This is a genomic window from Parasulfitobacter algicola, from assembly GCF_013315265.1.
In the GTDB taxonomy this organism is placed as follows: domain Bacteria; phylum Pseudomonadota; class Alphaproteobacteria; order Rhodobacterales; family Rhodobacteraceae; genus Parasulfitobacter; species Parasulfitobacter algicola.
In genome coordinates this window covers 130010-155041 of record NZ_JABUFE010000006.1, presented here as the reverse complement: position 1 = coordinate 155041, position 25032 = coordinate 130010, and the positions used below count along the sequence as shown (strand labels likewise).

24 protein-coding genes are annotated in these 25032 nt (G+C 51.2%); 11 read left to right on the top strand and 13 right to left on the bottom strand.

All coding sequences use genetic code 11. The features are described from left to right. The first annotated feature begins 4 nt into the window (after positions 1 to 4). Together bglA and HRQ87_RS11725 are read left to right on the top strand one after the other, a co-directional pair. Positions 5 to 1666: a beta-galactosidase BglA gene (gene bglA, locus HRQ87_RS11730; RefSeq protein WP_246252154.1), complete on the top strand. Its 1662-nt coding sequence runs from the start codon at positions 5 to 7 to the stop codon at positions 1664 to 1666. Positions 1667 to 1694: 28 nt separating this feature from the next. Beyond that, on the top strand, positions 1695 to 2792 hold the full coding sequence (locus HRQ87_RS11725) for an ABC transporter ATP-binding protein (RefSeq protein WP_174138508.1): 1098 nt from the start codon (positions 1695 to 1697) through the stop codon (positions 2790 to 2792). Positions 2793 to 2800: 8 nt separating this feature from the next. On the opposite strand, the gene HRQ87_RS11720 is transcribed toward HRQ87_RS11725, so the two are convergent. From HRQ87_RS11720 to HRQ87_RS11710, 3 genes are read right to left on the bottom strand one after another with little or no spacing between them, the layout of a single operon-like run. Continuing rightward, positions 2801 to 4246 carry a TRAP transporter large permease gene (locus tag HRQ87_RS11720; RefSeq protein WP_174138506.1) on the bottom strand — a complete coding sequence of 482 codons (1446 nt, stop codon included), beginning with the start codon at positions 4244 to 4246 and terminating at the stop codon, positions 2801 to 2803. A 6-nt stretch (positions 4247 to 4252) separates the two neighbouring features. Further along, complete coding sequence (locus tag HRQ87_RS11715; RefSeq protein ID WP_174138504.1) at positions 4253 to 4888, bottom strand: TRAP transporter small permease subunit; 636 nt, start codon at positions 4886 to 4888, stop codon at positions 4253 to 4255. Positions 4889 to 4946: 58 nt separating this feature from the next. After that, positions 4947 to 5954 carry a C4-dicarboxylate TRAP transporter substrate-binding protein gene (locus tag HRQ87_RS11710; protein WP_174138502.1) on the bottom strand — a complete coding sequence of 336 codons (1008 nt, stop codon included), beginning with the start codon at positions 5952 to 5954 and terminating at the stop codon, positions 4947 to 4949. Positions 5955 to 6222: 268 nt separating this feature from the next. Here HRQ87_RS11710 and HRQ87_RS11705 point away from each other — a divergent pair, with 268 nt between their 5' ends. Beyond that, the gene (locus HRQ87_RS11705) at positions 6223 to 7557 is read left to right on the top strand and encodes an NAD(P)-dependent oxidoreductase (protein WP_174138500.1); all 1335 of its coding nucleotides are present in this window, start codon (positions 6223 to 6225) and stop codon (positions 7555 to 7557) included. A 33-nt stretch (positions 7558 to 7590) separates the two neighbouring features. Further along, positions 7591 to 8895, top strand: coding sequence for an NAD-dependent dihydropyrimidine dehydrogenase subunit PreA (gene preA / locus HRQ87_RS11700; protein ID WP_174138499.1), 1305 nt, complete (start codon positions 7591 to 7593; stop codon positions 8893 to 8895). Here the strand turns inward: preA and HRQ87_RS11695 are convergent, their stop codons facing one another. Together HRQ87_RS11695 and HRQ87_RS11690 are read right to left on the bottom strand one after the other, a co-directional pair. Next, positions 8896 to 9561, bottom strand: a complete 666-nt coding sequence (locus HRQ87_RS11695) for a M50 family metallopeptidase (protein ID WP_174138498.1) — start codon at positions 9559 to 9561, stop codon at positions 8896 to 8898. Beyond that, complete coding sequence (locus HRQ87_RS11690; RefSeq protein ID WP_174138497.1) at positions 9558 to 10184, bottom strand: thiamine phosphate synthase; 627 nt, start codon at positions 10182 to 10184, stop codon at positions 9558 to 9560. Before HRQ87_RS11690 ends, HRQ87_RS11695 begins: the two co-directional genes overlap by 4 nt. Before the next feature lie 72 nt (positions 10185 to 10256). Between HRQ87_RS11690 and HRQ87_RS11685 the strand changes: the two genes are divergently transcribed. After that, a complete protein-coding gene (locus HRQ87_RS11685) occupies positions 10257 to 10997 on the top strand; it encodes an RNA methyltransferase (protein WP_174138496.1) in 741 nt (246 codons plus the stop codon). A gap of 106 nt (positions 10998 to 11103) precedes the next feature. Here the strand turns inward: HRQ87_RS11685 and acnA are convergent, their stop codons facing one another. Continuing rightward, a complete protein-coding gene (gene acnA, locus HRQ87_RS11680) occupies positions 11104 to 13881 on the bottom strand; it encodes an aconitate hydratase AcnA (RefSeq protein WP_174138495.1) in 2778 nt (925 codons plus the stop codon). 215 nt (positions 13882 to 14096) lie between these two features. Here acnA and HRQ87_RS11675 point away from each other — a divergent pair, with 215 nt between their 5' ends. Further along, positions 14097 to 14789, top strand: a complete 693-nt coding sequence (locus tag HRQ87_RS11675) for a DUF1223 domain-containing protein (RefSeq protein WP_174138494.1) — start codon at positions 14097 to 14099, stop codon at positions 14787 to 14789. A 4-nt stretch (positions 14790 to 14793) separates the two neighbouring features. On the opposite strand, the gene HRQ87_RS11670 is transcribed toward HRQ87_RS11675, so the two are convergent. From HRQ87_RS11670 to HRQ87_RS11655, 4 genes are all read right to left on the bottom strand, one after another. Next, positions 14794 to 15681 (bottom strand): lysophospholipid acyltransferase family protein, encoded by an 888-nt coding sequence (locus HRQ87_RS11670; RefSeq protein WP_174138492.1) that lies wholly within the window; start codon positions 15679 to 15681, stop codon positions 14794 to 14796. A gap of 88 nt (positions 15682 to 15769) precedes the next feature. Further along, a complete protein-coding gene (locus HRQ87_RS11665) occupies positions 15770 to 16822 on the bottom strand; it encodes a flagellar motor switch protein FliG (RefSeq protein WP_174138490.1) in 1053 nt (350 codons plus the stop codon). A 64-nt stretch (positions 16823 to 16886) separates the two neighbouring features. Beyond that, a complete protein-coding gene (locus tag HRQ87_RS11660; RefSeq protein ID WP_174138489.1) occupies positions 16887 to 17420 on the bottom strand; it encodes a tetratricopeptide repeat protein in 534 nt (177 codons plus the stop codon). A 111-nt stretch (positions 17421 to 17531) separates the two neighbouring features. Continuing rightward, positions 17532 to 17693, bottom strand: coding sequence for a carbohydrate-binding module family 14 protein (locus tag HRQ87_RS11655; RefSeq protein WP_174138488.1), 162 nt, complete (start codon positions 17691 to 17693; stop codon positions 17532 to 17534). A 129-nt stretch (positions 17694 to 17822) separates the two neighbouring features. Here HRQ87_RS11655 and HRQ87_RS11650 point away from each other — a divergent pair, with 129 nt between their 5' ends. Together HRQ87_RS11650 and HRQ87_RS11645 are read left to right on the top strand one after the other, a co-directional pair. After that, positions 17823 to 18749 (top strand): hypothetical protein, encoded by a 927-nt coding sequence (locus tag HRQ87_RS11650; protein WP_174138487.1) that lies wholly within the window; start codon positions 17823 to 17825, stop codon positions 18747 to 18749. A gap of 85 nt (positions 18750 to 18834) precedes the next feature. Then, positions 18835 to 19617 (top strand): YiiX/YebB-like N1pC/P60 family cysteine hydrolase, encoded by a 783-nt coding sequence (locus HRQ87_RS11645; protein ID WP_174138486.1) that lies wholly within the window; start codon positions 18835 to 18837, stop codon positions 19615 to 19617. Between the two features lie 52 nt (positions 19618 to 19669). Here the strand turns inward: HRQ87_RS11645 and HRQ87_RS11640 are convergent, their stop codons facing one another. Continuing rightward, complete coding sequence (locus HRQ87_RS11640) at positions 19670 to 20413, bottom strand: SDR family NAD(P)-dependent oxidoreductase (protein ID WP_425501564.1); 744 nt, start codon at positions 20411 to 20413, stop codon at positions 19670 to 19672. A 237-nt stretch (positions 20414 to 20650) separates the two neighbouring features. Between HRQ87_RS11640 and HRQ87_RS11635 the strand changes: the two genes are divergently transcribed. After that, positions 20651 to 21244, top strand: coding sequence for an outer membrane protein (locus HRQ87_RS11635; RefSeq protein WP_246252151.1), 594 nt, complete (start codon positions 20651 to 20653; stop codon positions 21242 to 21244). 72 nt (positions 21245 to 21316) lie between these two features. On the opposite strand, the gene HRQ87_RS11630 is transcribed toward HRQ87_RS11635, so the two are convergent. Both HRQ87_RS11630 and HRQ87_RS11625 read right to left on the bottom strand, forming a co-directional pair. Beyond that, positions 21317 to 21928 carry an imm11 family protein gene (locus HRQ87_RS11630; protein ID WP_174138485.1) on the bottom strand — a complete coding sequence of 204 codons (612 nt, stop codon included), beginning with the start codon at positions 21926 to 21928 and terminating at the stop codon, positions 21317 to 21319. A 12-nt stretch (positions 21929 to 21940) separates the two neighbouring features. Next, positions 21941 to 23785: an ABC-F family ATP-binding cassette domain-containing protein gene (locus tag HRQ87_RS11625; protein WP_174138484.1), complete on the bottom strand. Its 1845-nt coding sequence runs from the start codon at positions 23783 to 23785 to the stop codon at positions 21941 to 21943. A gap of 375 nt (positions 23786 to 24160) precedes the next feature. Here HRQ87_RS11625 and HRQ87_RS11620 point away from each other — a divergent pair, with 375 nt between their 5' ends. Both HRQ87_RS11620 and ndk read left to right on the top strand, forming a co-directional pair. After that, on the top strand, positions 24161 to 24538 hold the full coding sequence (locus HRQ87_RS11620; protein WP_174138483.1) for an SAM domain-containing protein: 378 nt from the start codon (positions 24161 to 24163) through the stop codon (positions 24536 to 24538). Between the two features lie 42 nt (positions 24539 to 24580). Further along, positions 24581 to 25003 carry a nucleoside-diphosphate kinase gene (gene ndk, locus HRQ87_RS11615; RefSeq protein ID WP_174138481.1) on the top strand — a complete coding sequence of 141 codons (423 nt, stop codon included), beginning with the start codon at positions 24581 to 24583 and terminating at the stop codon, positions 25001 to 25003. Positions 25004 to 25032 lie beyond the last annotated feature (29 nt).

Sequence of the window (25032 nt, the reverse complement as noted above, 5' to 3'; positions counted from 1 at the left end):
CAACATGAATGTGGTGGCTGATATGCAAGCGGGTTCATCGCGGAAAGTCGATAATGATTGGTGGCGCGGGGCGGTGATCTATCAGATCTATCCGCGCAGTTACCAAGACAGCAACGGCGATGGTATCGGGGATTTGTTGGGGATCGTGCAGCGTTTGCCCTATATCGCGTCGCTTGGTGTGGATGCGATCTGGATTTCGCCGTTCTTCACATCACCGATGAAGGATTTCGGGTATGACGTTAGTGATTATTGCGATGTTGATCCGATGTTTGGCAGTCTGGCTGATTTTGATGCGGTTGTGGACACGGCACATAAGTTTGGACTGAAGGTGATGATTGATCTGGTGCTCAGCCACACGTCAGATCAACATGCCTGGTTTGAACAATCGCGCCAAAGCCACGATGATCCGAAATCTGACTGGTATGTCTGGGCAGATCCGAAACCTGATGGAACGCCGCCTAATAACTGGTTATCAATCTTTGGCGGTTCGGCTTGGCAATGGGATGCGCGGCGCGAGCAATACTATCTGCATAATTTCCTAGTGTCGCAGCCCGATCTGAACTTCCACAACCCTGATGTGCAACAGGCTTTGCTGGACGTCACACGGTTTTGGCTGGATCGCGGTGTGGATGGCTTCAGGCTGGATACGATTAACTTTTATTTCGCAGACAAGGAATTGCGCGATAACCCGGCATTGCCGCCCGAAGAACGCAATGCCAACATCGCGCCTTCGGTGAATCCTTATAATCACCAGCGGCATCTGTATTCCAAAAACCAACCGGAAAACCTTGAGTTTCTTCGGAAGTACCGCGCACTTCTAGATGAATACCCCGGTACGACAACAGTGGGCGAAGTGGGTGATGCGCAATTCGGGCTTGAGATTTTAGGGCAATACACAGCGGGTGATGATTTCGTTCATATGTGCTATGCCTTTGAGTTTCTTGCAAAAGATCAGCTGACAGCAAAGCGCGTCGCAGATGTTTTTGGAAAACTTGACGACGTGGCACCGACTGGATGGGCCTGTTGGGCTTTTTCCAATCATGACGTCATACGTCACGTCACCCGGTGGGATCTGACGCCTGCGGCGCAACGTTTGTTTGCCACGCTGATCCTCTCCCTGCGCGGGTCCGTGTGTCTGTATCAAGGCGAAGAACTTGGATTGCCCGAGGCTGATGTTGCATTTGAAGATCTGCAAGATCCATATGGCATCGAATTCTGGCCCGAATTCAAAGGACGCGATGGCTGTCGCACGCCCATGGTGTGGGAACCGTCAAATCAAAACGGTGGTTTTACAACCAGTGGAACGCCCTGGTTGCCAGTGAGTCACGATCACCTGAACCGCTCTGTTTCGGCACAAGAACATGATCCGGCTGCGATTTTGCATCATTATCGACGCGCGATTGCTTTTCGCAAGACCCATCCTGCGTTGATTAAGGGAAAACAAAGCAAAGTCAGTGTCTTGGGCGACGTTCTTTACTTTACACGCACGCATGCCAACGAAGAAATATTCTGCGCGTTCAATCTAAGCGACACACCGTCTGATTTTGAATTGCCTAAAGGCAAGTGGCAACAAATCGGGGCCGAACTTGGCAGTGCCGGCGTAAGTGCTGACGGGAAATTACATCTTGGGCCGTGGCAGCCACATCTGGCGCTTCGGAAGACATAAGAAACAAAAAAAGGGGGAGGGAAACCGCATGGCTGATCTTAAGCTAAGCAACGTCGCCAAAGTCTATGGTGGCACGGTTGAAGTGTTGAAAGATATCAACCTTGATATCCAAACCGGTGAACTGATTGTCTTTGTTGGTCCATCGGGGTGCGGTAAATCTACGCTTTTGCGAATGATTGCTGGGCTGGAAAAGATATCTGATGGCACGCTTGAAATCGACGGAACTGTTGTGAATGACGTGCCCCCGTCACAGCGTGGTATCGCGATGGTGTTTCAATCCTATGCGCTTTATCCGCATATGACCGTGCGCGATAACATGGCCTTTGCGCTAAAGTTGGCGGGTAAAACCAAAGCCGAAATTCAAGAGTCCGTTGACCGCGCTGCCAATGCGCTGCAATTGGGTGAATATCTGGACCGGTTGCCCAAAGCCTTGTCAGGCGGTCAGCGTCAGCGTGTTGCTATTGGCCGCGCGATTGTGCGCGATCCAAAAGTGTATTTGTTCGATGAACCGCTTTCAAACCTTGATGCAGCATTGCGGGTCGCCACCCGGATCGAGATCGCGCAGTTAAAAGAAGCGATGCCAGACAGTACCATGATCTATGTGACGCACGATCAGGTCGAAGCGATGACGCTGGCCAGTCGGATCGTTGTTTTGGCCAACAAAGGTATTGCACAGGTGGGAACACCGTTGGATCTGTATGAACGCCCAGAAAACGAATTCGTGGCGCAATTCATCGGATCGCCCCAGATGAACCTGTTGGCCGGTGAAATAGCCGAAACAGGCCCGCAAACATTGGTGCATATGCCCGAAGGCAATGGTCTGTTACGTGTCGATATCCCCACGCAAGAGGGCGATAAAGGCCTTAAGGTGAATGTTGGTATTCGTCCCGAGGATATGATCGCCACCGACGGCGATGATTATGCGTTCGAAGGCGTAGTGGATTTCAAGGAAGCCTTGGGTGAAGTCACGTTAATCTATTTCGCCAAATCAGCCCCGGAACATGACTCTGTGATTGCGAAACTGCTTGGCATTCATGCAGGCATACGCGGCAAGACGCTTAAGATGACTGCAAACCCAGACAAAATTCACCTGTTCGCCAATGGTCAGTCACTTTTGTATCGCTAAGGGGCCAATCAAACCTGACTGGGCAACCACAACACGATCATCGGGAATGAGACCAGAAGCGCAATTGTAATGCCATCTGCGATAAAAAACGGTGTGACGCCTTTAAACACGTCTTGAACACTTAGATCATCACGAACGCCTGCCACCACAAAGCAATTCAGGCCGATGGGGGGCGTGATTAGACAGAATTCTGCCATTTTAACCACTAGTATCCCGAACCAGATTGCGCACATTGGGCCGGACATGCCGAATGTACTGTCAGCCGCACTGACAAATTCACCACCGTTCAGCGCCATGACTGCGGGATAAACCACCGGCAATGTCAGCAAAAGCATCCCGATCGCGTCCATGAACATGCCCAAGACCGCATAGGCGAGCAGGATCATGATCAATATCAACATCGGTGAATATTCAAGTGATGTGATCCAGTCTGAAAACGCATTTGGCAGATCAGCGAAGCCCAAAAAGCGCACATAGATCAGAACGCCCCAGATGATTGTAAAAATCATCACAGTTAACTTGGCGGTTTCCAGCAGGGCTGATTTTAATTCTGGCCAACGCATTCCGCGCCAAACGGCCATGATAAAGACCACGAATGCACCAAGCGCGCCACCTTCGGTCGGGGTGCCCCAGGCATCCCCGCCAATGATCGTGTCAATTTCTGCGCCGAATAAAGTGATCGTCTGCGGGATGGGGTTATAGACAAAGAAAAGAATAATCACGACGACGAAGAAAATTGGAAATGCTGGCAGTAAGGATGAAAAGCGTTGACCCCATGTAAAGCCTTTGACGGGGGGGCCGAAATTTGGCAGGGCAAGGGCAAGACCAACAATCAAAATCGCATAAACAATTGCTGAAAAGACCCCAGGGATGAACCCCGCCAGCAACAGTTTGCCCACATCCTGTTCCACGATGATCGAATAGATTACCAGAATGGCGGATGGCGGAATAAGGGATGCCAGCGTACCACCTGCCGCAACCACACCTGCTGCAAAACGCTTATCATAGCCGATCTTCAGCATTTCGGGGATCGCGATTCGTGCGAAAACCGCAGATGTGGCGACTGATGCACCCGACACAGCAGCAAAACCTGCCGTTGCAAAAACAGTTGATACGGCAAGACCACCCGGCACCCAGGCCACCCATCTTTTGGCGGCCTCGAACAAGGCTTTGGTCAGGCCTGCGTAATAGGCCAGATATCCGATCAGAATAAATGTCGGGATCAGGCTAAGCGCTTGGCTGGACACTTTGGAATGCGGCACTTGGCCTGCGGTTTTGACAGCGACAACAATTGCCTGATCAAACCGACTGGGATCGTATCCGAAGCGTGCCCAAAAAATCCAGATTAAACCAACAACACCGGCCATGGCGGCGGCAAATCCCACGCGCATACCCAGTATAACCATGACCAGCATCCCGCCCGAGACGATAAGCCCGATATCAGTCGCATCCATTTTTAATTAGTCCTTTGCGCGGCTTAGCAGCGAATCTGCTTCTTTGGCCGCCTGTGTGGCGGCATCTTCGACCATTGGTACGGCTGCGGGTTGGTCAAGACCCAAAACAAACGCGCGCGTATATCCCCACAACTGTACAACAAGGCGCAGGCACAGAACTGAAAATGCAATCGGGGCCAGCAGTTTGGCGGGCCAGATCGGTAAATAAATATCGATAGAACTATCTGTGCTCCATAGCGGCGCTGCAAAATCAAAGCTGCGTTCAAAATGCGACCACGTTCCCCAGACTAGCAGGATCATCAGAATCAGCATCATCAGAACGCTGACAATCTCGGCCAGCCATAAAGCACGACCCTTTAGATAGCTAACAACGATATCCATTCGAATATGGCCGCCATCACGCTGCACATAAGCAATGCCGATGAAAGCGATCAAAGGCATTAACTGTTCGATCCAATCGACATAGCCGGGCAGGGGAGAGCTGAAGAAATTGCGACCTCCGACCGATATGACGGCCAGTATCATCAATCCAAAAACGGCCAATCCGCATATAAGCGCCAAAAAGGTTTCCAGTTTATAAAGTGCCCGGTCAACACGGCTGACAAGCGTGCCATCTTCCAGAACAGACGTTTTGCCTGCCATGTTATGTATCCTTTATGGAAAAAACCGCCCGAATTAGCGGGCGGTTTTCTGAGGTCTCTTATTCTTCAGCTACAAGGCTGGTGACCAGGTCAAACAATTCTTGCCCGGGCAGGCCGCGCGCGTTGTTTTCTTCAATCCAAGCCTGCGCTGCAGGGGCTGCTGCTGCTTCGCGAAAAGCTGCAATTTCAGCATCGCTGAATGTCACTTGCTGGATTTCCTTTTCTTCAAGCAAAGGTCCCCAGGCTTTCATCGTATTATTTTCATAATAATCGATATAATGATCCAACGCCTCGTCGATTGATCCCATCAGGGCTTCGCGATGTTCGTCGCTTAATGCATCAAGCGCATCGCTGTTTACGACCACAGGGCAATTCACCGTGCCGGGGTTCAGGTTGGTTGTCCACCATGTGCCTGATTCGACGGTTCCGAATGACATATGCGCATGCGGAGCAAACGACACGGCCTTGACCACGCCACTGTCCAGCGCCTGACGTACTTCGGTGGCTGACATAGATGTTGGTACAGCGCCAACAGTTTCCATCGCGGCCCCAATCCCGCCTGTTGCACGAACGCTTAGGCCTTCGAATTCTGCCAATGTTTCAGGGGCTTCGCCGACACCGACAAAGTTATATTGCGGCAATGGTGATGGCATCAAAAGCACAGCATTCCAGCGGGCCAGATCTTCAATTACGGCTGGATGTTCATAGATTGCCTGGCTGATCCGACGTTCGTCTTCAAGCGTTTCAACGCCTAGGAAGGGAAGTTCCAGCACTGTGATGGATGGATTCTTATCACGATGATATCCTGCACAGAATTGCGCCATTTCAAACGCACCGATCGAAATACCATCAAGGTTTTCACGGTTATTCGACAACCCACCATACGAGATATTGAAGGTGAATTCACCGTTTGTTTTTTCAGAAACAAGTTCTGCAAGTTTTTCAACATGCTCAGTAAAAGCACGTCTTTTACCCCATACCGATACGTTCCATTCGGTCGCAAACGCTTGGCTTGCAAATGATGATACCACTAAACCGACGACAACACGTCCTAGGTATTTATTCATTTTGTATTCTCCCACACTTGTCCGTCTGATCGGACCCGGCACAATTCAACAAGTGCTCGTGGGGATAGCAAGGGCAAAAACGCATACAACCGTTTGTTTTGGTCTGTTATGCATTGTGTGTCGTATATTTAATGATGAAATTTTAGGCATAATTTTCGAACTTCACTAAAAATGATGCGGCATTCTGTGGTTCATAATTAATCATTTGCCAAAATTGAAAGCTGTGGCAAATTGGCTTTTCTCAGCAAGCTTGCACAAGGATCCTTGCATGGCCAGCAATACCATGACCCCGGGAATTGTTTCGGGACGCCTTTCGGAAGATGAAATCAAGAAGAACTTTGATGATCTTTACACACCATTGGACGGCCACGAAGCCGCCGTTGCTGCGGATCGCTGTTATTTTTGTTATGATGCGCCTTGTATAACGGCTTGTCCGACTGCGATTGATATCCCTTTGTTTATTCGTCAGATTCAGACCGGAACTCCGGAAGCGGCAGCAAAAACAATATTGGACCAAAATATTCTGGGGGGCATGTGCGCCCGGGTTTGCCCGACTGAAACCTTGTGCGAGGAAGCCTGCGTGCGCGAAGCAGCCGAAGGTAAGCCTGTTGAAATCGGTCGTTTGCAACGCTTTGCAACGGACACATTGATGGATACTGGTGTCCACCCGTTCATGCGCGCGTCTGACACAGGAAAATCCATCGCGGTTGTTGGTACTGGTCCTGCAGGTTTGGCCTGTGCACATCGTTTGGCGATGAAAGGGCACAGCGTCACGCTTTATGATGCGAAAAGCAAACTGGGTGGTCTGAACGAATTTGGCATCGCCGCCTATAAAACAGCCGGCAATTTCGCCGAAAAAGAAGTGAACTGGCTACTGCAGATTGGTGGCATTACAGTTAAGTCCGGTGTTCGACTGGGGCATGAGATATCGCTGGATGATCTAGCTGATGCATTCGATGCCGTGTTTTTGGGTATTGGTCTGGGTGGTGTGAATGCGCTGCGCGCAGATGGTGAAGACAAGACCGGTGTTGAAGATGCCGTGAGCTTTATCGCACACCTGCGTCAGGCCAGCGATCTTACAAAACTGCCTGTTGGTCGCAATGTGATCGTTGTCGGCGGGGGTATGACGGCCGTAGATGCTGCAGTGCAGTCCAAGCTGCTTGGGGCGGAAAACGTAACGATTGCCTATCGCCGCGATCAGGACCGGATGAGCGCGTCGCGTTACGAACAAGACCATGCGACATCAAGTGGAGTGCGGATTTTAACAAATGTGGTGTTGCGTCAAATCATTGGGAACGGATCCGTTTGCGAGGCTGAATTTGAATATGTGACGCAGACAGACGCTGGCCTAACCGGTACCGGTGAAATCCTGCGTCTGCCCGCGGATCAGATATTCAAAGCGATTGGGCAAACGCTGGAAACGGTTCCTGATAGGTTGGATATTCAGGGCGGTAAAATCGTGGTTGATGCGGCTGGCCGTACGTCCATGCCCAAGATCTGGGCCGGTGGCGATTGTACGGCGGGTGGCGAAGATCTGACTGTGACCGCTGTTGCCGAAGGACGTGATGCGGCGGAAGATATACACAACACACTGATGGTCTAAACAGATCATACCCGAACAGGGAAAGGACGCGCTATGGCTGACCTAAGTACAAATTTTCTGGGTATCAAATCCCCCAATCCGTTTTGGCTGGCCTCGGCCCCGCCAACAGATAAGGAATATAATGTCCGCCGTGCATTCGAGGCCGGATGGGGTGGCGTGGTGTGGAAAACGCTTGGGTCCGAAGGGCCGCCTGTAGTCAATGTCAACGGTCCGCGGTATGGGGCTGTTTACGGCGCAGATCGCCGTTTGTTGGGTCTGAACAATATCGAACTGATCACCGATCGCCCTCTTGAGGTGAACTTGCGCGAGATCAAGGCCTGTAAACGTGATTACCCCGATCGTGCGATGATTGTATCGCTGATGGTGCCCTGTGAAGAAGCAGCATGGAAAGCGATCCTGCCGTTGGTCGAAGACACAGGCGCCGATGGAATTGAACTGAACTTTGGCTGTCCCCATGGGATGAGCGAACGCGGCATGGGTGCGGCTGTCGGTCAGGTGCCGGAATATATCGAAATGGTCACACGGTGGTGCAAACAATACAGCCGCATGCCTGTGATCGTGAAACTGACGCCTAATATCACCGATGTGCGCAAACCTGCGGCTGCGGCCAAAGCAGGTGGTGCCGATGCGGTCAGCCTGATCAATACGATCAACTCGATCACATCTGTTGATCTTGATACGATGTCGCCCGAGCCGTCTATTGATGGCAAGGGCAGTCATGGTGGGTATTGTGGCCCTGCCGTAAAACCCATCGCGCTTAGCATGGTGTCGGAAATTGCGCGTGATCCAGAAACACACGGCCTGCCTATCAGCGGTATTGGCGGGATCACAACGTGGCGCGATGCGGCCGAGTTTATCAGCCTTGGGTGTGGTAATGTGCAGGTGTGTACAGCGGCCATGACCTATGGTTTCAAGATCGTGGATGAGTTGAAATCAGGCTTAAGTGATTGGATGGATGAAAAGGGTTATGCATCTGTCGCCGATGTGGTGGGGCGTGCAGTGCCCAACGTGACCGACTGGCAATATCTGAACCTGAACTATGTCGCCAAGGCCAAGATTGACCAGGATGCCTGTATCAAATGCGGGCGCTGTTATGCCGCGTGCGAAGATACCAGTCATCAGGCGATCAGCATGTCACCCGACCGCGTGTTTGAAGTGATCGATGAAGAATGCGTGGCCTGTAACCTGTGTGTGAACGTTTGCCCGGTTGAGGATTGCATCACGATGGAACCAATGACCGCCGGTGACATTGATCCAAGAACCGGCAAGGTGGTTGAGCCTGAATATGCAAACTGGACGAGCCATCCGAACAATCCGTCAACGCAAGCGGCAGAATAATCAGAACAGATTGCTGTTGCCACGCAGATTGTAACGTAAGCAAAAGCCGATCACGACAAGGCTTATGATCAACCAAAGCCCGCCCCACATCATTGTGGTGCCTCCGAATGTCTGCGCCATGGCCCATGCATCAGACTGCAAATGTGATCTGGCCAGCGTGTCACTGAAGATGTCATAGGGCACATAGATCATGCTGGATAATCCGATGATCCGCAGGGCCAGATCATTGATCTGATGGCTTGCAAAGCGCGCCATGATCAGCATGGCACTACCGCTGATCAGGCCAAATATCAGACCAAAGGGCGCACGAATATAAAGCAGTGTAATGACAACCAGTGCGGCGCCCAATATGCCCATCGTCCAGGTGTCGGCCTTGGTGCGCAAAGCCAGCGTGAACAGAACAACACCAAAGACCAGCGACCCGATATAGCCCGCTGATGTGATCGCAAACCGGTTGCCGCCCATTGTCACAGCATGACCACCCTGTTGCGGTGACAGTGCCATTTCGATGATTGAGCCGCCCGTGAAAATTGCGGCCAACCCGTGCGAGATTTCATGAAAAAACACAACAAGCATTTTCAACGGAAACACTACAGGGGTCGACCAAAGGGCAAAAACAATTGCCGTGATCAGCATCAGTTGCCAATGTGATTTAACGAATGTCATCCCTGTATGGCTGCCTGCATCTGTGCCAGTGTAGCGGCGGGATCATCGGTTGACCAAATCTCATCCCCGATGGCAAAAAAGTCTGTGGATTGAGCCAAGACGCGAAGTAGATCAATGCTTAGCGCGCCTTCGGCAATCACGGGCACCTCAATGATTTCAGACCACCATTCGAACAAGTCAGCCTTGGCACGGGATCCATCGCCCAATGGGGTTTCACCAACAGGGCCGAATGCGACATAATCACAATCGGCTTCCCCGGCCGTCAGTCCTTCGTGGCGCGAGCTGCCGCAAAATGTGCCAACGATGGCATCTTGACCCAGTTCTTTGCGTACCTTGCGAACAGAGCGTGCGCCGTCTGTCAGATGGACGCCGTCCAATCCAAGACGCTCGACCATCAGAATATGACTTTCCAACACCAAGGCAATATCGCGTTCATGGCAAATAGCGCGGCAGGCGTCTGCAGCTCGCGCAATATGATCTTCGTCTTTGCTTGCAAGGGCTAGCCGGACACAGGCGACTTGGGTTTGATCCAGAACCCGTGCTAAAAGGGATGGAAAAGTGGATAATTCAAACTCGGGCGGTGTGATCAGATAGATCTGTGGGTCTTGTGTGTCCTCGGTCATTGGGCACCCTTTCTTTTTTGCTTTCATATCGTGGGCTTGCATCCAAGCCAAGGGCTGCTTAGAGCAGGCGCCATGACACCTGATCCACAACCCTTTTTCGTTTTGATCCGCCCGCAGATGGGTGAAAATATCGGTGCTTCGGCACGGGCAATGTGGAATTTTGGATTGGATCGTATGCGGATCGTGGCCCCTCGTGATGGATGGCCCAATCAAAAAGCTGTTGCAATGGCCAGCGGAGCAGGGCGATTATTGGATGAAGCCAAGCTGTGTGAGGCCACAGCCGATGCTGTTGCTGATTGCACTTATGTGTTTGCCACAACCGCGCGGCCACGTGGATTGACCAAACCTGTGTTCAGTCCGGAACATGCAATGAAGCTGGCCACAGAAAAGATTGCAGCAGGTGACAAGGTTGCGGTTCTTTTCGGTCCGGAACGATCAGGTATGGAAAATGACGATATCGCCAAGGCGAATGCCATTATATCGGTGCCGGTTAACCCCGATTTTCCGTCATTGAATCTGGCGCAATGCGTTTTACTGACGGCCTATGAATGGCAGCGGCAAAATACAGATATTGTGCATGAAACTGTTGATATGGCGCGCACAGACTGGGCAACACAGGTTGATATTGAAAAGCTGGCAGATCATTACGAAAGCCGGTTAAGCGATGCGGATTTCTTTTATCCTGAAGCCAAAGCAGAAGTTATGAAATTGAACCTGCGCAATCTTTGGAGCCGTATGCCACTGACCCGCGCGGATGTTCAAATTTTGCATGGTGTCTTGCGGCAGATGGTGCGCTGGAAAGAACGCGACTGAATTATCTGTTATCAGGAATACGACGTATCCCAAAGGTTTTCAAAACAATATAAATGTATGATACGGGCGCTTCGCGAAAAGCGCCCGCAAGGGTGCGATAAGCGGATCAGGCGGCTTTAGCCAGATTACGCAACACGTAATGCAAAACGCCGCCGTTTTCGATGTATTCGATCTCAACCTCGGTATCGATCCGGCATTTCAGTTCAATCTCTTTGGTGGAACCATCGCCAAAGGTGATCGTAGCAGGCACGGTCATCAAGGGTTTAACGTCGCCTTCAAGGCCTGTGATTGAAACTGTTTCATCGCCCTTTAGACCAAGCGTGGATCGTGTATCACCATTCGTGAATTCGAACGGTATCACGCCCATACCAACCAGATTTGATCGGTGAATACGTTCGAAACTTTCAGCGATCACCGCTTTGACACCTAACAGATTTGTACCCTTGGCAGCCCAGTCCCGCGAAGATCCGGCACCATATTGTTCGCCACCAAAAACCACCAATGGTGTGCCTTCAGCCTGATGGGCCATTGCTGCCTCGAAGATCGAGGTTTGTTGCCCATCCGGCCCAAGCGTATAGCCACCTTCGACCCCATCAAGCATTTCGTTCTTGATACGAATGTTGGCAAATGTGCCGCGCATCATGACCTCGTGATTACCGCGGCGTGACCCATAGGAATTGAATTCACGCACCGGCACCTGACGTTCGACCAAATACTGACCGGCAGGCGTTGTTTCTTTGAACGAACCGGCCGGGCTGATGTGGTCTGTTGTGATCATATCACCCAGAATGGCCAACACTTTGGCGTCTTCGATATTGCTGATTGTTCCCGGTTCCTTGTCCATGTCCTTGAAGTAAGGCGGATTTTGAACGTAGGTCGATGATGTCGGCCAATCATATGTCAGGCTATCGGTGATCTCAACATCCTGCCATTTTTCGTCGCCCTTGAAGACATCCGCATATTTTGACTGAAATGCTTCCCGTGTCACGGTCTTTTCGACCAGCTCAGCGATTTCTTTGGACGACGGCCAGATGTCTTTCAAGTAAACATCGTTACCATTTTTGTCCTGACCAATCGGGTCATTGGCAATATCCACGTTCATATCGCCAACCAGCGCATATGCGACCACCAAGGGCGGAGAAGCTAGATAGTTGGCGCGCACATCCGGGCTGATGCGGCCTTCGAAATTACGGTTGCCTGACAGAACCGAAGTTGCGATCAGATCATAATCATTGATGGCTTTTGATATCTCGGGCTCAAGCGGGCCAGAGTTGCCGATACAGGTTGTGCAGCCATAGCCCACCAGATTAAAGCCAATCGCATCCAGATCATCCTGCAAATCTGCGGCTTCAAGATAGGCACTGACCACTTGAGATCCTGGGGCAAGTGACGTTTTCACCCATGGTTTACGGTTCAAGCCCAATTCCCGCGCCTTGCGCGCAACCAGACCCGCACCAATCATCACATAAGGGTTCGAAGTGTTTGTGCACGACGTAATCGATGCAATCACAATTGACCCGTCATGCAGTTGATAATTGCCGTCTTCGGTCTGAACATATCCGCGCTTATGATGGCCCTGGTCACCGGGAATTGTTTGTGGTTCGGGCTGCCCGCCTTCGCCTTCCCAACGCACTTCAGCAGCGGCACTTGTTTCTTTGCCTTCACGTTCACCTTTGACATATTTGGCAAATTCCACTGCGGCGCCATCAAGCGCGATGTGATCCTGGGGTCGTTTTGGACCCGAAATCGCAGGAACAACAGTGCCCATGTCTAACTCAAGCGTGTCGGTATAGACAGGATTGTAATCGCTATCCCGCCACATGCCGTTTTCCTTGGCATAGGCTTCAACCAGCGCCAGCGTTTCTTCGTCGCGGCCGGTTTGTGTCAGATAACGGATTGTTTCGTCATCAATTGGGAAAAACCCACAGGTCGCGCCGTATTCCGGGGCCATGTTGCCGATGGTCGCACGATCCGCCAGCGGCAGGTTATCCAACCCGTCGCCGTAAAATTCAACAAATTTGCCAACAACACCCTTTTCACGCAGCATTTGAACAACGCGCAATACCAGATCGGTTGCGGTCGTGCCTTCAACCATCGCGCCGGTTAGCTTGAAACCAATAACTTCGGGGATCAACATAGAAATGGGCTGACCCAACATAGCGGCCTCAGCCTCAATCCCGCCAACACCCCAGCCCAAAACGGCAGCACCATTTACCATGGTTGTGTGACTGTCTGTGCCGACAAGCGTGTCAGGATAGGCAACAAGATCACCGTTCTGATCTTCGTCAGACCAAACTGTTTTGGCCAGATACTCCAGATTGACTTGGTGACAGATACCAGTACCGGGGGGAACAACACGGAAATTATTGAATGCTTTTTGCCCCCATTTCAGGAAGACATAACGTTCCATATTGCGTTCATATTCGCGGTCCACGTTCATCTGGAACGCACGTGGGTTGCCGAATTCATCGATCATGACCGAATGGTCAATAACCAGATCCACAGGGTTCAGCGGATTGATTTTTTCAGCATCCCCGCCAAGCGCCACGATCCCGTCGCGCATCGCGGCCAGATCGACCACAGCGGGCACGCCGGTAAAATCCTGCATCAGTACGCGGGCAGGGCGGTATGCAATCTCGCGCGGATTTTTCCCGCCTTTGGCAGCCCAATCCGAAAACGCCTTGATATCATCGACGTGAACAGTTTTGCCATCTTCAAAGCGCAGCATGTTTTCTAAAACGACTTTCAGTGCTGCTGGAAGTTTTGAAAACGTGCCAAGACCGGCCGCTTCTGCTGCGGGAATTGAATAATAGGCAAAAGATTTGTTACCAACACTAAGTGTTTTGCGTGTTTTTGAGGTATCCTGTCCGACGGTGATGGGCATTTCTTGCCTCCCTTACATAGGTCATGCGGGGTATCGCTGGCTGCTATCTGCACGAAGATATTTAAGGTTTCAAGGGGTCTTTGTAATTTTTGTATACAATTGCACACAGTATTTTCACGCTATGGGCGAGTATTGCATTTTCTCGCAAAACCTTGATTGGCGATTGATCATCAGATGCAATACGTCTGAGACGTTAAAATGGAAAGAAACGCGAAATGCTAAGAATAATTATGTCGGCTTTGTTCGGTCTGAGTAGTCTTTGTACAATTACCAATGCTGACACGACCCCTGTGGTGGTCGAACTTTATACATCACAGGGATGTTCCAGTTGTCCGCCGGCAGACAAATTATTGCACGAACTTGCCGCCCGTGAAAATGTAATCGCTTTGGCATTACACGTTGATTACTGGGATTATATTGGCTGGAAAGACCGTTTTGCCGATCCGATGCACACCAAACGGCAAAAAGCATACGCGCATGCAGCAGGGTCACGTACGGTTTACACCCCACAAATGATCATCGGCGGGGTTGACCATGTGGTAGGAACCCGACCGATGCAAGTGGCGGATATGTTGCAAAAACATGCAGCGCAGAATTTGCCTGTTCAGATTTCGCTGACACGGCGCGGTAATATTGTACGGATTGAGGCATTATCAAGCGTTGCTAACCCAATGATCGTTCAACTTGTGCGCTATTCCCCGTTGGAAACGGTTGAAATAAAACGTGGGGAAAATGCGGGCAGAACATTGAGTTATGCCAATGTTGTTACCTCTTGGGAAAAGATTGATAATTGGAGCGGCCAAGAACCGTTTCGTAAATCTATTGAGGCCCACGGTTCATCGCCCGTGGTTGTGATTATTCAAAAGGACGGCCATGGCGCAATTTATGGGGCTGCCCAGCTAAAATAGCTATTCAGCGCACCTTTTTGCGCCAGCGCCGATGTATCCAGAACCATTGCTCAGGATTTTCGTGAATACGCTTTTCCAGACGCGTATTCATTTCTGTTAGCATCTGTTCCGGGCTGGTGTGGTCAATGGGTGCATCAAGCTGAATATCAAAGGTCAGCCCATCTTCCCGTCGTTTGCCGAAAAACGGAATAAGAATGGCGTTGTATTTCAATGCCAGATCTGCTGCTGACAGGGCCGTTGGCGCAGGTTTTCCCAAAAAGGGTAGGGTCACGCCTTTTCTGGTATAGATATCGAACAATAAAACAGCGATGCCGCCTTGTTTAAGGTATTTCACAAACCCTGCCGTTCCGCGCCGCCCCTGGGCAAAAACCGGACCGCTTATGTCGGCCATGGTATTGGCATAGTGTTCGTTAAAGAACTGGTTTGCCATTGGGCGATACAATCCGCCGATCTCATAACCCATTGCAGTTAACGCATAGCGGGGGGCTTCGTGGTTTCCGTAATGGCCGGTGACCAGTAAAACGGGTTTGCCTTGTAATTTCGCGTTTTGTAATGCCTCTAAGCCCAGGCCCGAAACCGTGCTAGTCTTTGCTTTTTGCATCAACCCCTTTGGCGAATACGTCTCGATTATTGTTCTTCCGGCGTTATTCGCGACGGCACGTGCAATGCGTTGCCGATCCTGCAGCGTCATATCGGGGTAAATATAGGCCAAGTTTTTGTCTGCGCGTTTGATGTACCCAGCCATCGGCGCAATCAAACGAGATGTTAGAGTGCCCATGATGGGAACGCGTTGATCATAGGGTAGAATTTTGGTGCCTATGATCACAGCGCGCAACACTTTGTCGGTCAACCAATCCGACCATGTGCGGCCTTTGTTCTTGGGTTTGGTCATCCGAATTTCCTGACAGTGCAAACAATGTCATAAAACCGGTACACGATAATAACAAGCGGATCTGCTTTATGAAGCGGTTGAAGCCAAATCAATCCGCCAGTAATAACAGATCGCCGTTTTGTTCCATTTCGCGAATTTCGGCGATAACCTTTGTCATCGCAACTTCAGCATCGTCTGGCTTGATGGTGTCCAATGCCGCAATTTCGTCACGGATCTGATCGGCCATTCGCTTGGACATGTTATCCAGAATAAAGTCGGCTGAAGTTTGGTATCCAAGGTCTGCCGCACCCCCAAGTGCTGTGATCAGAACCGATGCCTCCACGTTTTTGGTAATTTTGGGAATGTCGCGTGGGTCAATGCGTTCTGGAATATTGCCAAATGTGAAAATGGCTTTGCGGACCATTTCGGCAAAACCGGCGTCGGTTTCATCAAGCCCTTTCAAAACGTCATCGCGTGTTGCGGATTGTGAATAGTTCAGAATGGCACCAACGCGTTCGACCGGATCATCGTCAAAGGCGCGTTCAGGTTGGGCATCAAGTTGATCGGCCAAGGAATGGCCAATGCGTTCAACGGCGTCGGGGGTGACCGCACTTGTCATCGACACGGCATAGGTGATGCGGCGCGCCCGTTCACCAGGCAGCATCCCCAGTAATTCCGCGGCCTTGTTCACTTTTAGTTTCGACAAGACAACAGCAGCAATTTCGATACTTTCATCCTGTAACACAGGCAGCAGTCTGTCATTACCAAGACCGATGATGCGTTCCCATGGGTTGCCCCGCGTGACGCCTGCATCCTTGCGCAGCTTTGCCGCCGTTTTCGAACTGATCTTGCCATCCAGCAAAGACAGCGCGCCAGCAACGCCGCCGGAAAAGGACAGACCGACTGCTTCCAATTCTTCGGCAAATTCACCAGCAACAGCGGCAAGGGTATCATGGTCGATATGTGTCATGGCCCCCATTTGCAGAGTTAACTGCGCCTGCAGGTCTTCGGGAAGTTCTGACAACTTCAGATCGGCCCCGTCGCTGATCAGTAAACGCACAACAATAGCAGCCTTTTGTTTTCGCGTCAGCGATAGCTTGGCGCGCGGCCGTATAGGTGTTGCGTTGTCTTCCAGCGATGCCATGGGCAAGGCGATTGTCATGCGGGCCTCCGTCGTTGGCCCATGTCTAAACTGATGAGTGTGAATGGATGCTTAACGGCAGCGATTAATAGGAATATCCGTCACCTGTTTCGATTGCCTTTTTCAACGACGTTTCAGACCAGCTTTCGCGACCACCGCGTGCCTGAATTTCCTTCAACTGTTCGCGCGCGGCCCCAAGCTGGCCTGCTTCGACAAAAGCCTGACCCATATAAGATCGTGCCAAGATATTATCCGGGTTCACCTGAAGGGCCGCGTTATAATACGCCATACCTGCGGGTACATCGCCCATTTTGCGTGTCGTGAAACCCATATAGGTCAAAACGCGGTCATCGTTTTGATCTGACATGGCCCGTAAAGCGGCTTGTGAATGATCATACTGTCCAGCATAGGCAAATTCGCGCGCGGCCTGATACAGCACGTCGTCATCCAGTTGGCTTTCCTGCGGCGCCACGCAGCTTTTGGTCTTTTCATCCCATACCATGCCACTTTTGCATTCTGTTGTGGTTTGCGTTGGTTTGGGTGGGGTCGGGTCCTCTGACCCTGCCGCGAAAACAAAAGTTGGAATACACAGGGCGGTTGCAAGAATAAGGGCGCGCATCGAAATCTCCTTTGATATTGAGCCGAATATAGAACCAAGGTGATCAAAGACGATATGGAAAATAAAAAAGACGGCCACAAAGGACCGTCTTTTTTGTGGATTGATCTGATCCTAGCTTGTGGTGGAAACACAGCTTTTCGAAGCCGCGTCCCAAACTGTACCACTTGCACAGGACATTGCGACTTCGTCTTTGCCATAATTACAACCGGCTGCAAATGCGAAAGCAGGTGTCAGTGTCAGGGCCACTGCGGCCAGAAGGGTCTTCATCTTCATGTCGTCTCTCCTGTTGGCTAATTCATAAGAGTTAGCACAGATTGCCCTTGGGTCAAAGCCTGCGACAGTTTTGTTATTGTTCTTTTGAGGTATAACGACGAAAGATAACGCAAAGTTGAAGGCAGTTCGATGAAATTACGTGCCCCTAAATGGTTCTATTTGTTTTTCATGGCAGGTGTTGTGTCTATTGCGCTGCGGTATTTGCTAGATTCTCGATTTGGTCATACTGGCGTTTTCTATGTAGCAATCCCATTTTTGATCGGATTGGCTTTGCATCATTTTGTGCCTGCCCCGGAACCGATGGGATACGGTAAAAGAGCTGTTAAAAACTTCTTGCATTCAACCGTCTTTTTCCTGGCTTTATCAGGTTTTCTGTTCGAAGGGTTCATCTGTATCCTTTTTGCGATGCCGATTTATTACATCATTATGTTCTCAGCCTATGGGTTCGCCGCACTTTATAACAATCACAGAACGCGTGTGCCGGCTTTGATCATTCCTGCCCTTGTTATGGGATTGTCATTGGAAGGCACCATTCCCGCCCTGACGGCCCCGCGCGAAAATCAGGTGACGCACACAGTGACGGTTGATGCCAGCATCGCGGCGATCAAGGCGCATATGGCGCAGCCCATCCAGTTTGAAAAACCGCGCCCCTTGCTGATATCGGTTTTCCCGAAGCCAACCGATATCAAGGCCGGTACATTAAATCAGGGCGATGTGCATGAGATGACGTTTGTTTATCGCCGCTGGTTCTTTACCAATGTTCATACAGGTCAGATGCACTTGAGGTTGGATGAAGTGGGCGATCACCATATCCGAACTAGCATCACCCGCAACGACAGCTATCTGTCCGGGTATATGTCAATCGACGGCACGCGTGTCGATTTTACAGAACGTGCCGATGGTAAAACGGATGTATCTCTGACACTTTATTACGAACGCAAACTAGATCCGGTTTGGTATTTCGGCCCCTTGCAACAAGCTGCGATGGCACAAAGCGCGAAGTATCTGATCGAAACCGTTATTGTGCCACCGTATGGTCAAATGGCCGAACTTTGATCATCTGATCTTGCTGGTTTTGTAACATACATCTCTTTGACATCTGTGTCGCAATTTACTCAAATGATGTGAATAGGAAGTGTGGATGACCACAACATCAAAGCACAAGATGGACAGTTTTCTGGATTGGCTGGGCAAACGCCTTGCGAATAAGCTGCGCAGTGAAAGTTCGGGTTATCGACCTTATACGCCGTCTGATTTCAAATCACTATGCGATACGCTGCGGCCGGGTGATGTGTTGCTGGTTGAAGGGAATGAAAGAATATCCAAGGCAATCAAGTATCTGACACAATCCACATGGTCGCATGCGGCCCTCTATGTGGGGGACGCCTTGCCAGAAGTGGGTAACGGTACAGAACGTCCGCGGTTGGTCGAAGTGAACCTGGGCGAAGGGTGCGTGGCCGTGCCGTTGTCGAAATACGAGACGTTCAACACCCGAATTTGCAGGGCTGTCGGCTTGGATGAGGCTGAACGCGAAATGATTGCACAGTTTATGATTGACCGCATCGGGTTGGATTACGATCTGCGGAATATTTTCGATTTGCTACGATATTTCATGCCCACGCCGCCGGTTCCTGTTCGTTGGCGCAGACGAATGCTGGCGTTCGGATCAGGCGATCCGACCCGCGCGATTTGTTCATCACTGATTGCGCAGGCGTATCAGTCGATCAAATATCCCATTTTGCCAACTGTGCGGGTTGAAGATCAGCGCGGTAATTATATTAGGCGTGAGATTTTTCACATCCGTCATCATTCCCTGTTTGCACCGCGCGATTTTGATCTGTCGCCCTATTTTCAGGTCATCAAACCAACCTTGGCAAATGGTTTCGATCATAGGGCACTGACTTGGCAGGATGCGCCGGTGTAACCTAAGCGCTTATCAAGCCCTTGTGGGCTTTTTCCGCGATACCATGCTGCCGTTATTTCATGCGCAGTGCCCCATCAATCCGAATGGTTTCGCCATTCAAATAATCGCATTCGACGATGAACTTGGCCAGTGCTGCATATTCCGCTGGATCACCAAGGCGCTTGGGATAGGTGACATCGGCAGCAAGACCCGTCATCACCTCTTCGCCAAGACCTTCCAACATGGGTGTGCGAAAAATACCCGGCGCAATGGCCATCGTTCGGATACTCATCTGCGCTAAATCGCGCGCCATAGGCAGCTGCATACCTGCAATCCCGGCCTTGGAAGCGGCATAGGCCACCTGACCCTTTTGCCCGTCAAAAGCCGCGACAGATGCGGTATGCACAATTACGCCCTTAGGCTCGCTTGGGTTTTCTGCCATATGAACGGCCGCGAGCCTTGCCACATTGAAACTGCCGATCAGGTTGATGTTGACCGTACGCTGAAAGGTCTCAAGACGGTGGGGGCCATCGCGACCAACCGTCTTTTCTGCTGTGGCAATCCCTGCACAGTTCACTACCACGTTGATCAGGCCCATTTCGGATTTCGCGTGGTCTAGTGCTGCACTGACCGATGCCTCATCCGTGACATCCGTTTGAACAAAGCCTGCACCAACATCATCAGCCAACGTTTGCCCTGCTGTATCGCGATCCAGAATTGTGACTTGCGCACCAGCGTCCCGAAAAGCTTTGACCGTTGCGGCCCCAAGTCCCGATGCGCCGCCCGTTATAACAGCGGCGACAGTTTTCATATCCACGTGATTTTCCCCCAATTGAACAGGTGTTCAAATATTTGACCTATTCCCGCTTGTCAAAAAATCTGTAAAATCAGCGCCAGAATGCCTGTTTTTCAAGGGGTATTGCGCTGCAAGCAGCCCAAAATGGCCAATCAAGCTCATTTCACGCGGACGTGTGGCTGTGTGGGGTAACATGGGGCGGCCAGCTCTTTACCTAAAAAGTGCGCGACATGAGCGTGCGAAACTGAGGAGCAGGAAATGAAGTATCTTATGATGACAGTATCGGCGATTGCATTGGGCGTTCCCGCCTTTGCAGGGTCAATCGAACAGCCTGTGGACGACAGCGTTTTTGTCCCAGCCCCACCGCCCGAAGAACCAATGCGTGCCGATGGCGATTGGACCGGGTTTTACGGTGGTGCGCAGCTTGGGTACGGCGATGTAACCACGGATGGTGCGGCTGATCTGGACGGTGATGATGTCATCGGTGGTCTAATCGCCGGTTATGATTATGACTTTGGTCAGTTCGTTCTGGGCGGTGGCATCGATTACGATATCGCCAGCATTGAACTGGATGACGCCGATACGTTGGAAAGCGTGCTGCGCCTGAAGGCGCGGGGCGGTTATGATCTGGGCAATGGTCTGTTATACGCCACGGGCGGTTGGGCTCAGGCTACGGCTGATGAACTGGACAGTAGCGATGGCTATTTTCTGGGGGCGGGGTACGAACACCGCGTGACGCAGAATATATCGCTTGGTGGCGAGGCGCTGTTTCATCAGTTTGACGATTTCGATGACAGCGATATTGATATCGATGCAACTACGTTGCAGGCGAGATTGTCGTATCGGTTCTAGGACGTGGGAGGGGCGCTGCGGCGCCCCTTGCCTGCGGCGTGAGTATTTTCGGAACAATGAAACTGGATTTGGTTAAAGGATCCGGCATTTCCGCAGGCCGAACCGGCGGGTCAATTTTGCGGCTTTAAGGGCTTTAACCAGGGGATCACTTAAAAAGAAGGCATCTTTAACCCGTTGATCCATCCATAAATCAACACCTTTTAACGCATCAGGTTTTATAGCCATCTCCCCATCTTTTACGCCATAAGGAAGCCCCCAAGCATTATATCCCCGCTCTCTGGCACGAGGCGACTCCTCCGAGACAAAAGCATCCTTGGTTTCGCCGAAGTTCAGGCAGAAATATGTGCCTTCAACCGGTGTTGTCCGGTCGTGCTGAAGAATTTTCACTGGATATAAGGATGTCTGGCCCAAATCGAATTGTCGTAAAACATCTGCACACTCGGCAGAAACCGTCCAAAATCCACCTGCGTTAAAGATATCAGGTTGCTTTTTTACTTTTTCATCCCTGTATTCGCCATACATCTCTTTCGGAAATCGATCTGCGGGCAAGGGTTCACCTTTTTCATTTCGGCGCATAGCATCAAGAGCATTTTCTTTATCTACAAAGTAATTGTCGTGATCAAATCCCTTCATCAGCGTTGAATCCATCATCGCGCGACTGACCCAAACAGTATCCTTGCTCATGCGGCTGCCCCCTTACGCCTGCGCTTTTTCCAGCTTTTCCAATGCGCTCATCCACATTGTTTCGGCGCGACCCAGGGCGTCCATCACCTCGGCGTATTTCTTTTGCCAGACTTCCATCTCGCCGGTTTTGCCATCTTCGTAAAGCGCAGGATCGGCCAATTTTTTTGCCAGTTTGTCGCGCATGTCATTTAACTTTTCGACCCGCATTTCGCATTTACGAACCTCGGATCGCAGGGCAAGCACATCTTCCCGACTGGCACGCTTGGGCTTGGGCTTTTCTGTCGTTTTCGCAGGCTTATCGACGCTAAGAAGCATCTTGCGATAGGCATTCAGATCATCTTCATAGGGCATCACGGCCCCGTCTTTGACCAACCATAGACGATCGGCCACAAGGCTAAGCAGATGCATATCGTGGCTGACCAGAATGACCGCACCGGAATAGGTTGTCAGTGCCTCGACCAGGGCTTCGCGTGATTCAATATCAAGGTGGTTCGTCGGTTCGTCCAGGATTAGCATATGCGGCGCGTCCAGTGTGGCCAACAACAACGACAGACGCGCCTTTTGACCACCCGACAGCCGTGCAACGGGGGTGTCCGCCTGATCCGGTCCCAAGCCGAACCCTGCCAGTTTCGCACGCAGTTTGGATTGCTGTGTATCGGGGCGTTCGCTTTGCAGGTGTTGCAGCGGCGTTTCATCGATGTGCAATTCATCCACCTGATGCTGCGCGAAATAACCGATGCGCAGTTTGGTCGATTGCACCATCCGCCCTTCGCGGGTTTCCAGACGGCCTGACAGCAGCTTGGACAGCGTGGATTTGCCCTGACCGTTCTTTCCCAGCAAAGCGATACGGTCGTCCTGATCAATGCGTAGGTTCAATTTTTTCAGCACAATCGTATCGCCATAGCCCACAGCGCCGTTTTCGACATTTATGATCGGCGGAGACAATTCTTCGGGGTCGGGAAAGGTAAATACCCGCCGCGCCTGTTCTTCGGGGGCGCTGATCGGGGTCATCTTTTCCAGCATCTTAACCCGGCTTTGGGCCTGTTTGGCTTTGCTGGCCTTGGCTTTGAAGCGGTCGACAAAGCTTTGCAAGTGCGCGCGGCGGGCGTCCTGTTTTTTGGCCATCGCCGCCTGAACCGCGCGTTGTTCTGCGCGTTGACGGGCGAACTGGTCATAGGGGCCTTGGTACAGCGTCAGCTTGCGGTCTTCCAAATGCAGTATTGCACCGACGGCCCGGTTCAAAAGCCCACGGTCGTGACTGATAATCAGAATGGTATGTGGATAACGGGCCAGATAGGTTTCCAGCCAGACCGCGCCTTCCAGATCCAGATAGTTGGTGGGTTCATCCAACAATAGCAGATCGGGGGCGGAAAACAGAACGGCGGCCAAAGCCACACGCATTCGCCAGCCGCCAGAAAACGCCGAACAGGGCATTTGTTGTTCGGCGTGATCAAAGCCAAGACCCTTCAGGATCGATGCTGCACGCCCTTCGGCGGACCAGGCATCAATATCGGCCAGACGGGTCTGGATATCGGCGATCCGGGCCGGGTCCGTGGCTGTTTCTGCCTCAGCCAAAAGATCTGCGCGTTCGGTGTCAGCGGCCAGAACAGTGTCGATCAACGATGTTTCTGATGCGGGGACCTCTTGCGCGACACCTCCGATCTGGGCGCGAGACGGCAGGTTAAGGCTGCCGCCCTCCAGAACCAATTCACCACGGATCAGGCGGAAAAGCGTTGTTTTTCCAGCTCCATTTCGCCCGACAAGACCAACTTTGTGGCCTGTTGGGATCGTCGCACTGGCACCTTCAAACAATGGGCGCCCTTCGACCGAATAACTAATGTCTGATATCTTAAGCATGGCGGCACTGCTGAACGAACATCAGGGCACTGTCAATCTGACCGAATGCGTTGATTGCATATAATTGACATTGAACGCCCCGAAATGGCCCAATAAGATGCCAGTACATATTGAGAAAGCAAAAAGCACATGCGGGCCGCACGATTATTCAAGTTAACACTATGTGCAATATTGTTCGCGGGAACCTGTAATGCACAGACATATGTGTGTGAGGTCCTTCAAAAACCTGGTCGCTTGCATCCATTAATCATTAGCTCGGAGTCATTACCTACGGATTTCGCTGAACCTACGGATTTCGCTGACTGCAAACTCCAAAGAAATGATACTACAACCGTATACCAAAAAAGCTGGTCTGAAAAAGACGGGCAGGTATATATGCTTGAAAACCTTCCACAGCCTGAACTCTATCAGACATTTTACTATTTGACGATTGCAGATGGCACAGCCACAGGCAGATTTCAGGGATGTCTGGTGCGCAGGGAGGCATCGATTAATTCAATTATAAGCGCAATACCACCGACACATTTCAATACAGATGGGGTGTCGATGATTGCGCTTCCTTCTGATGAATTCAGACCACGCAGTTTTTACGGCACATATGCCTATAACCCGCTCTACTTTTCCATCCAAGCTGATGGTCGCGCCGTCTGGACACGGCATTTCAAAAGCCAAATCCATCCGTTCTCTGATTTTTCGCTTAATATGCAGTGCCATGAAGTCCGGATCGACAATGGCTCTTCCCCTTTGGAATAGTGCGTGTTAAGCGCGCCACAAATGTACCCCAAGGAGAGTATAATGGCCCTAGAACGCACATTCAGCATCATCAAGCCCGACGCCACCAAGCGGAACCTGACAGGCAAGATCAACGCAAAATTCGAAGACGCAGGTCTGCGCATCGTAGCACAAAAACGCATTCACCTGACCAAGGCGCAGGCGGGTGTTTTCTATGCCGTGCACGCCGAACGCCCGTTTTATGACGAGCTTTGCGAATTCATGGCCTCTGGACCAATTGTTGCGCAGGTTCTGGAGGGCGAAGGGGCCATTGCTAAAAACCGTGAAGTGATGGGGGCCACGAACCCTGCTGATGCCGCACCTGGCACGATCCGCGCAGAATTTGCCGAAAGCGTTGGCGAAAATTCAGTACACGGATCAGATGCACCCGAAACTGCTGCGGTCGAGATCGCTTATTTCTTTGCGGGACTTGAATTGGTCGGTTAAATTTGTGCTAATTGGGCTGATTTTATTGT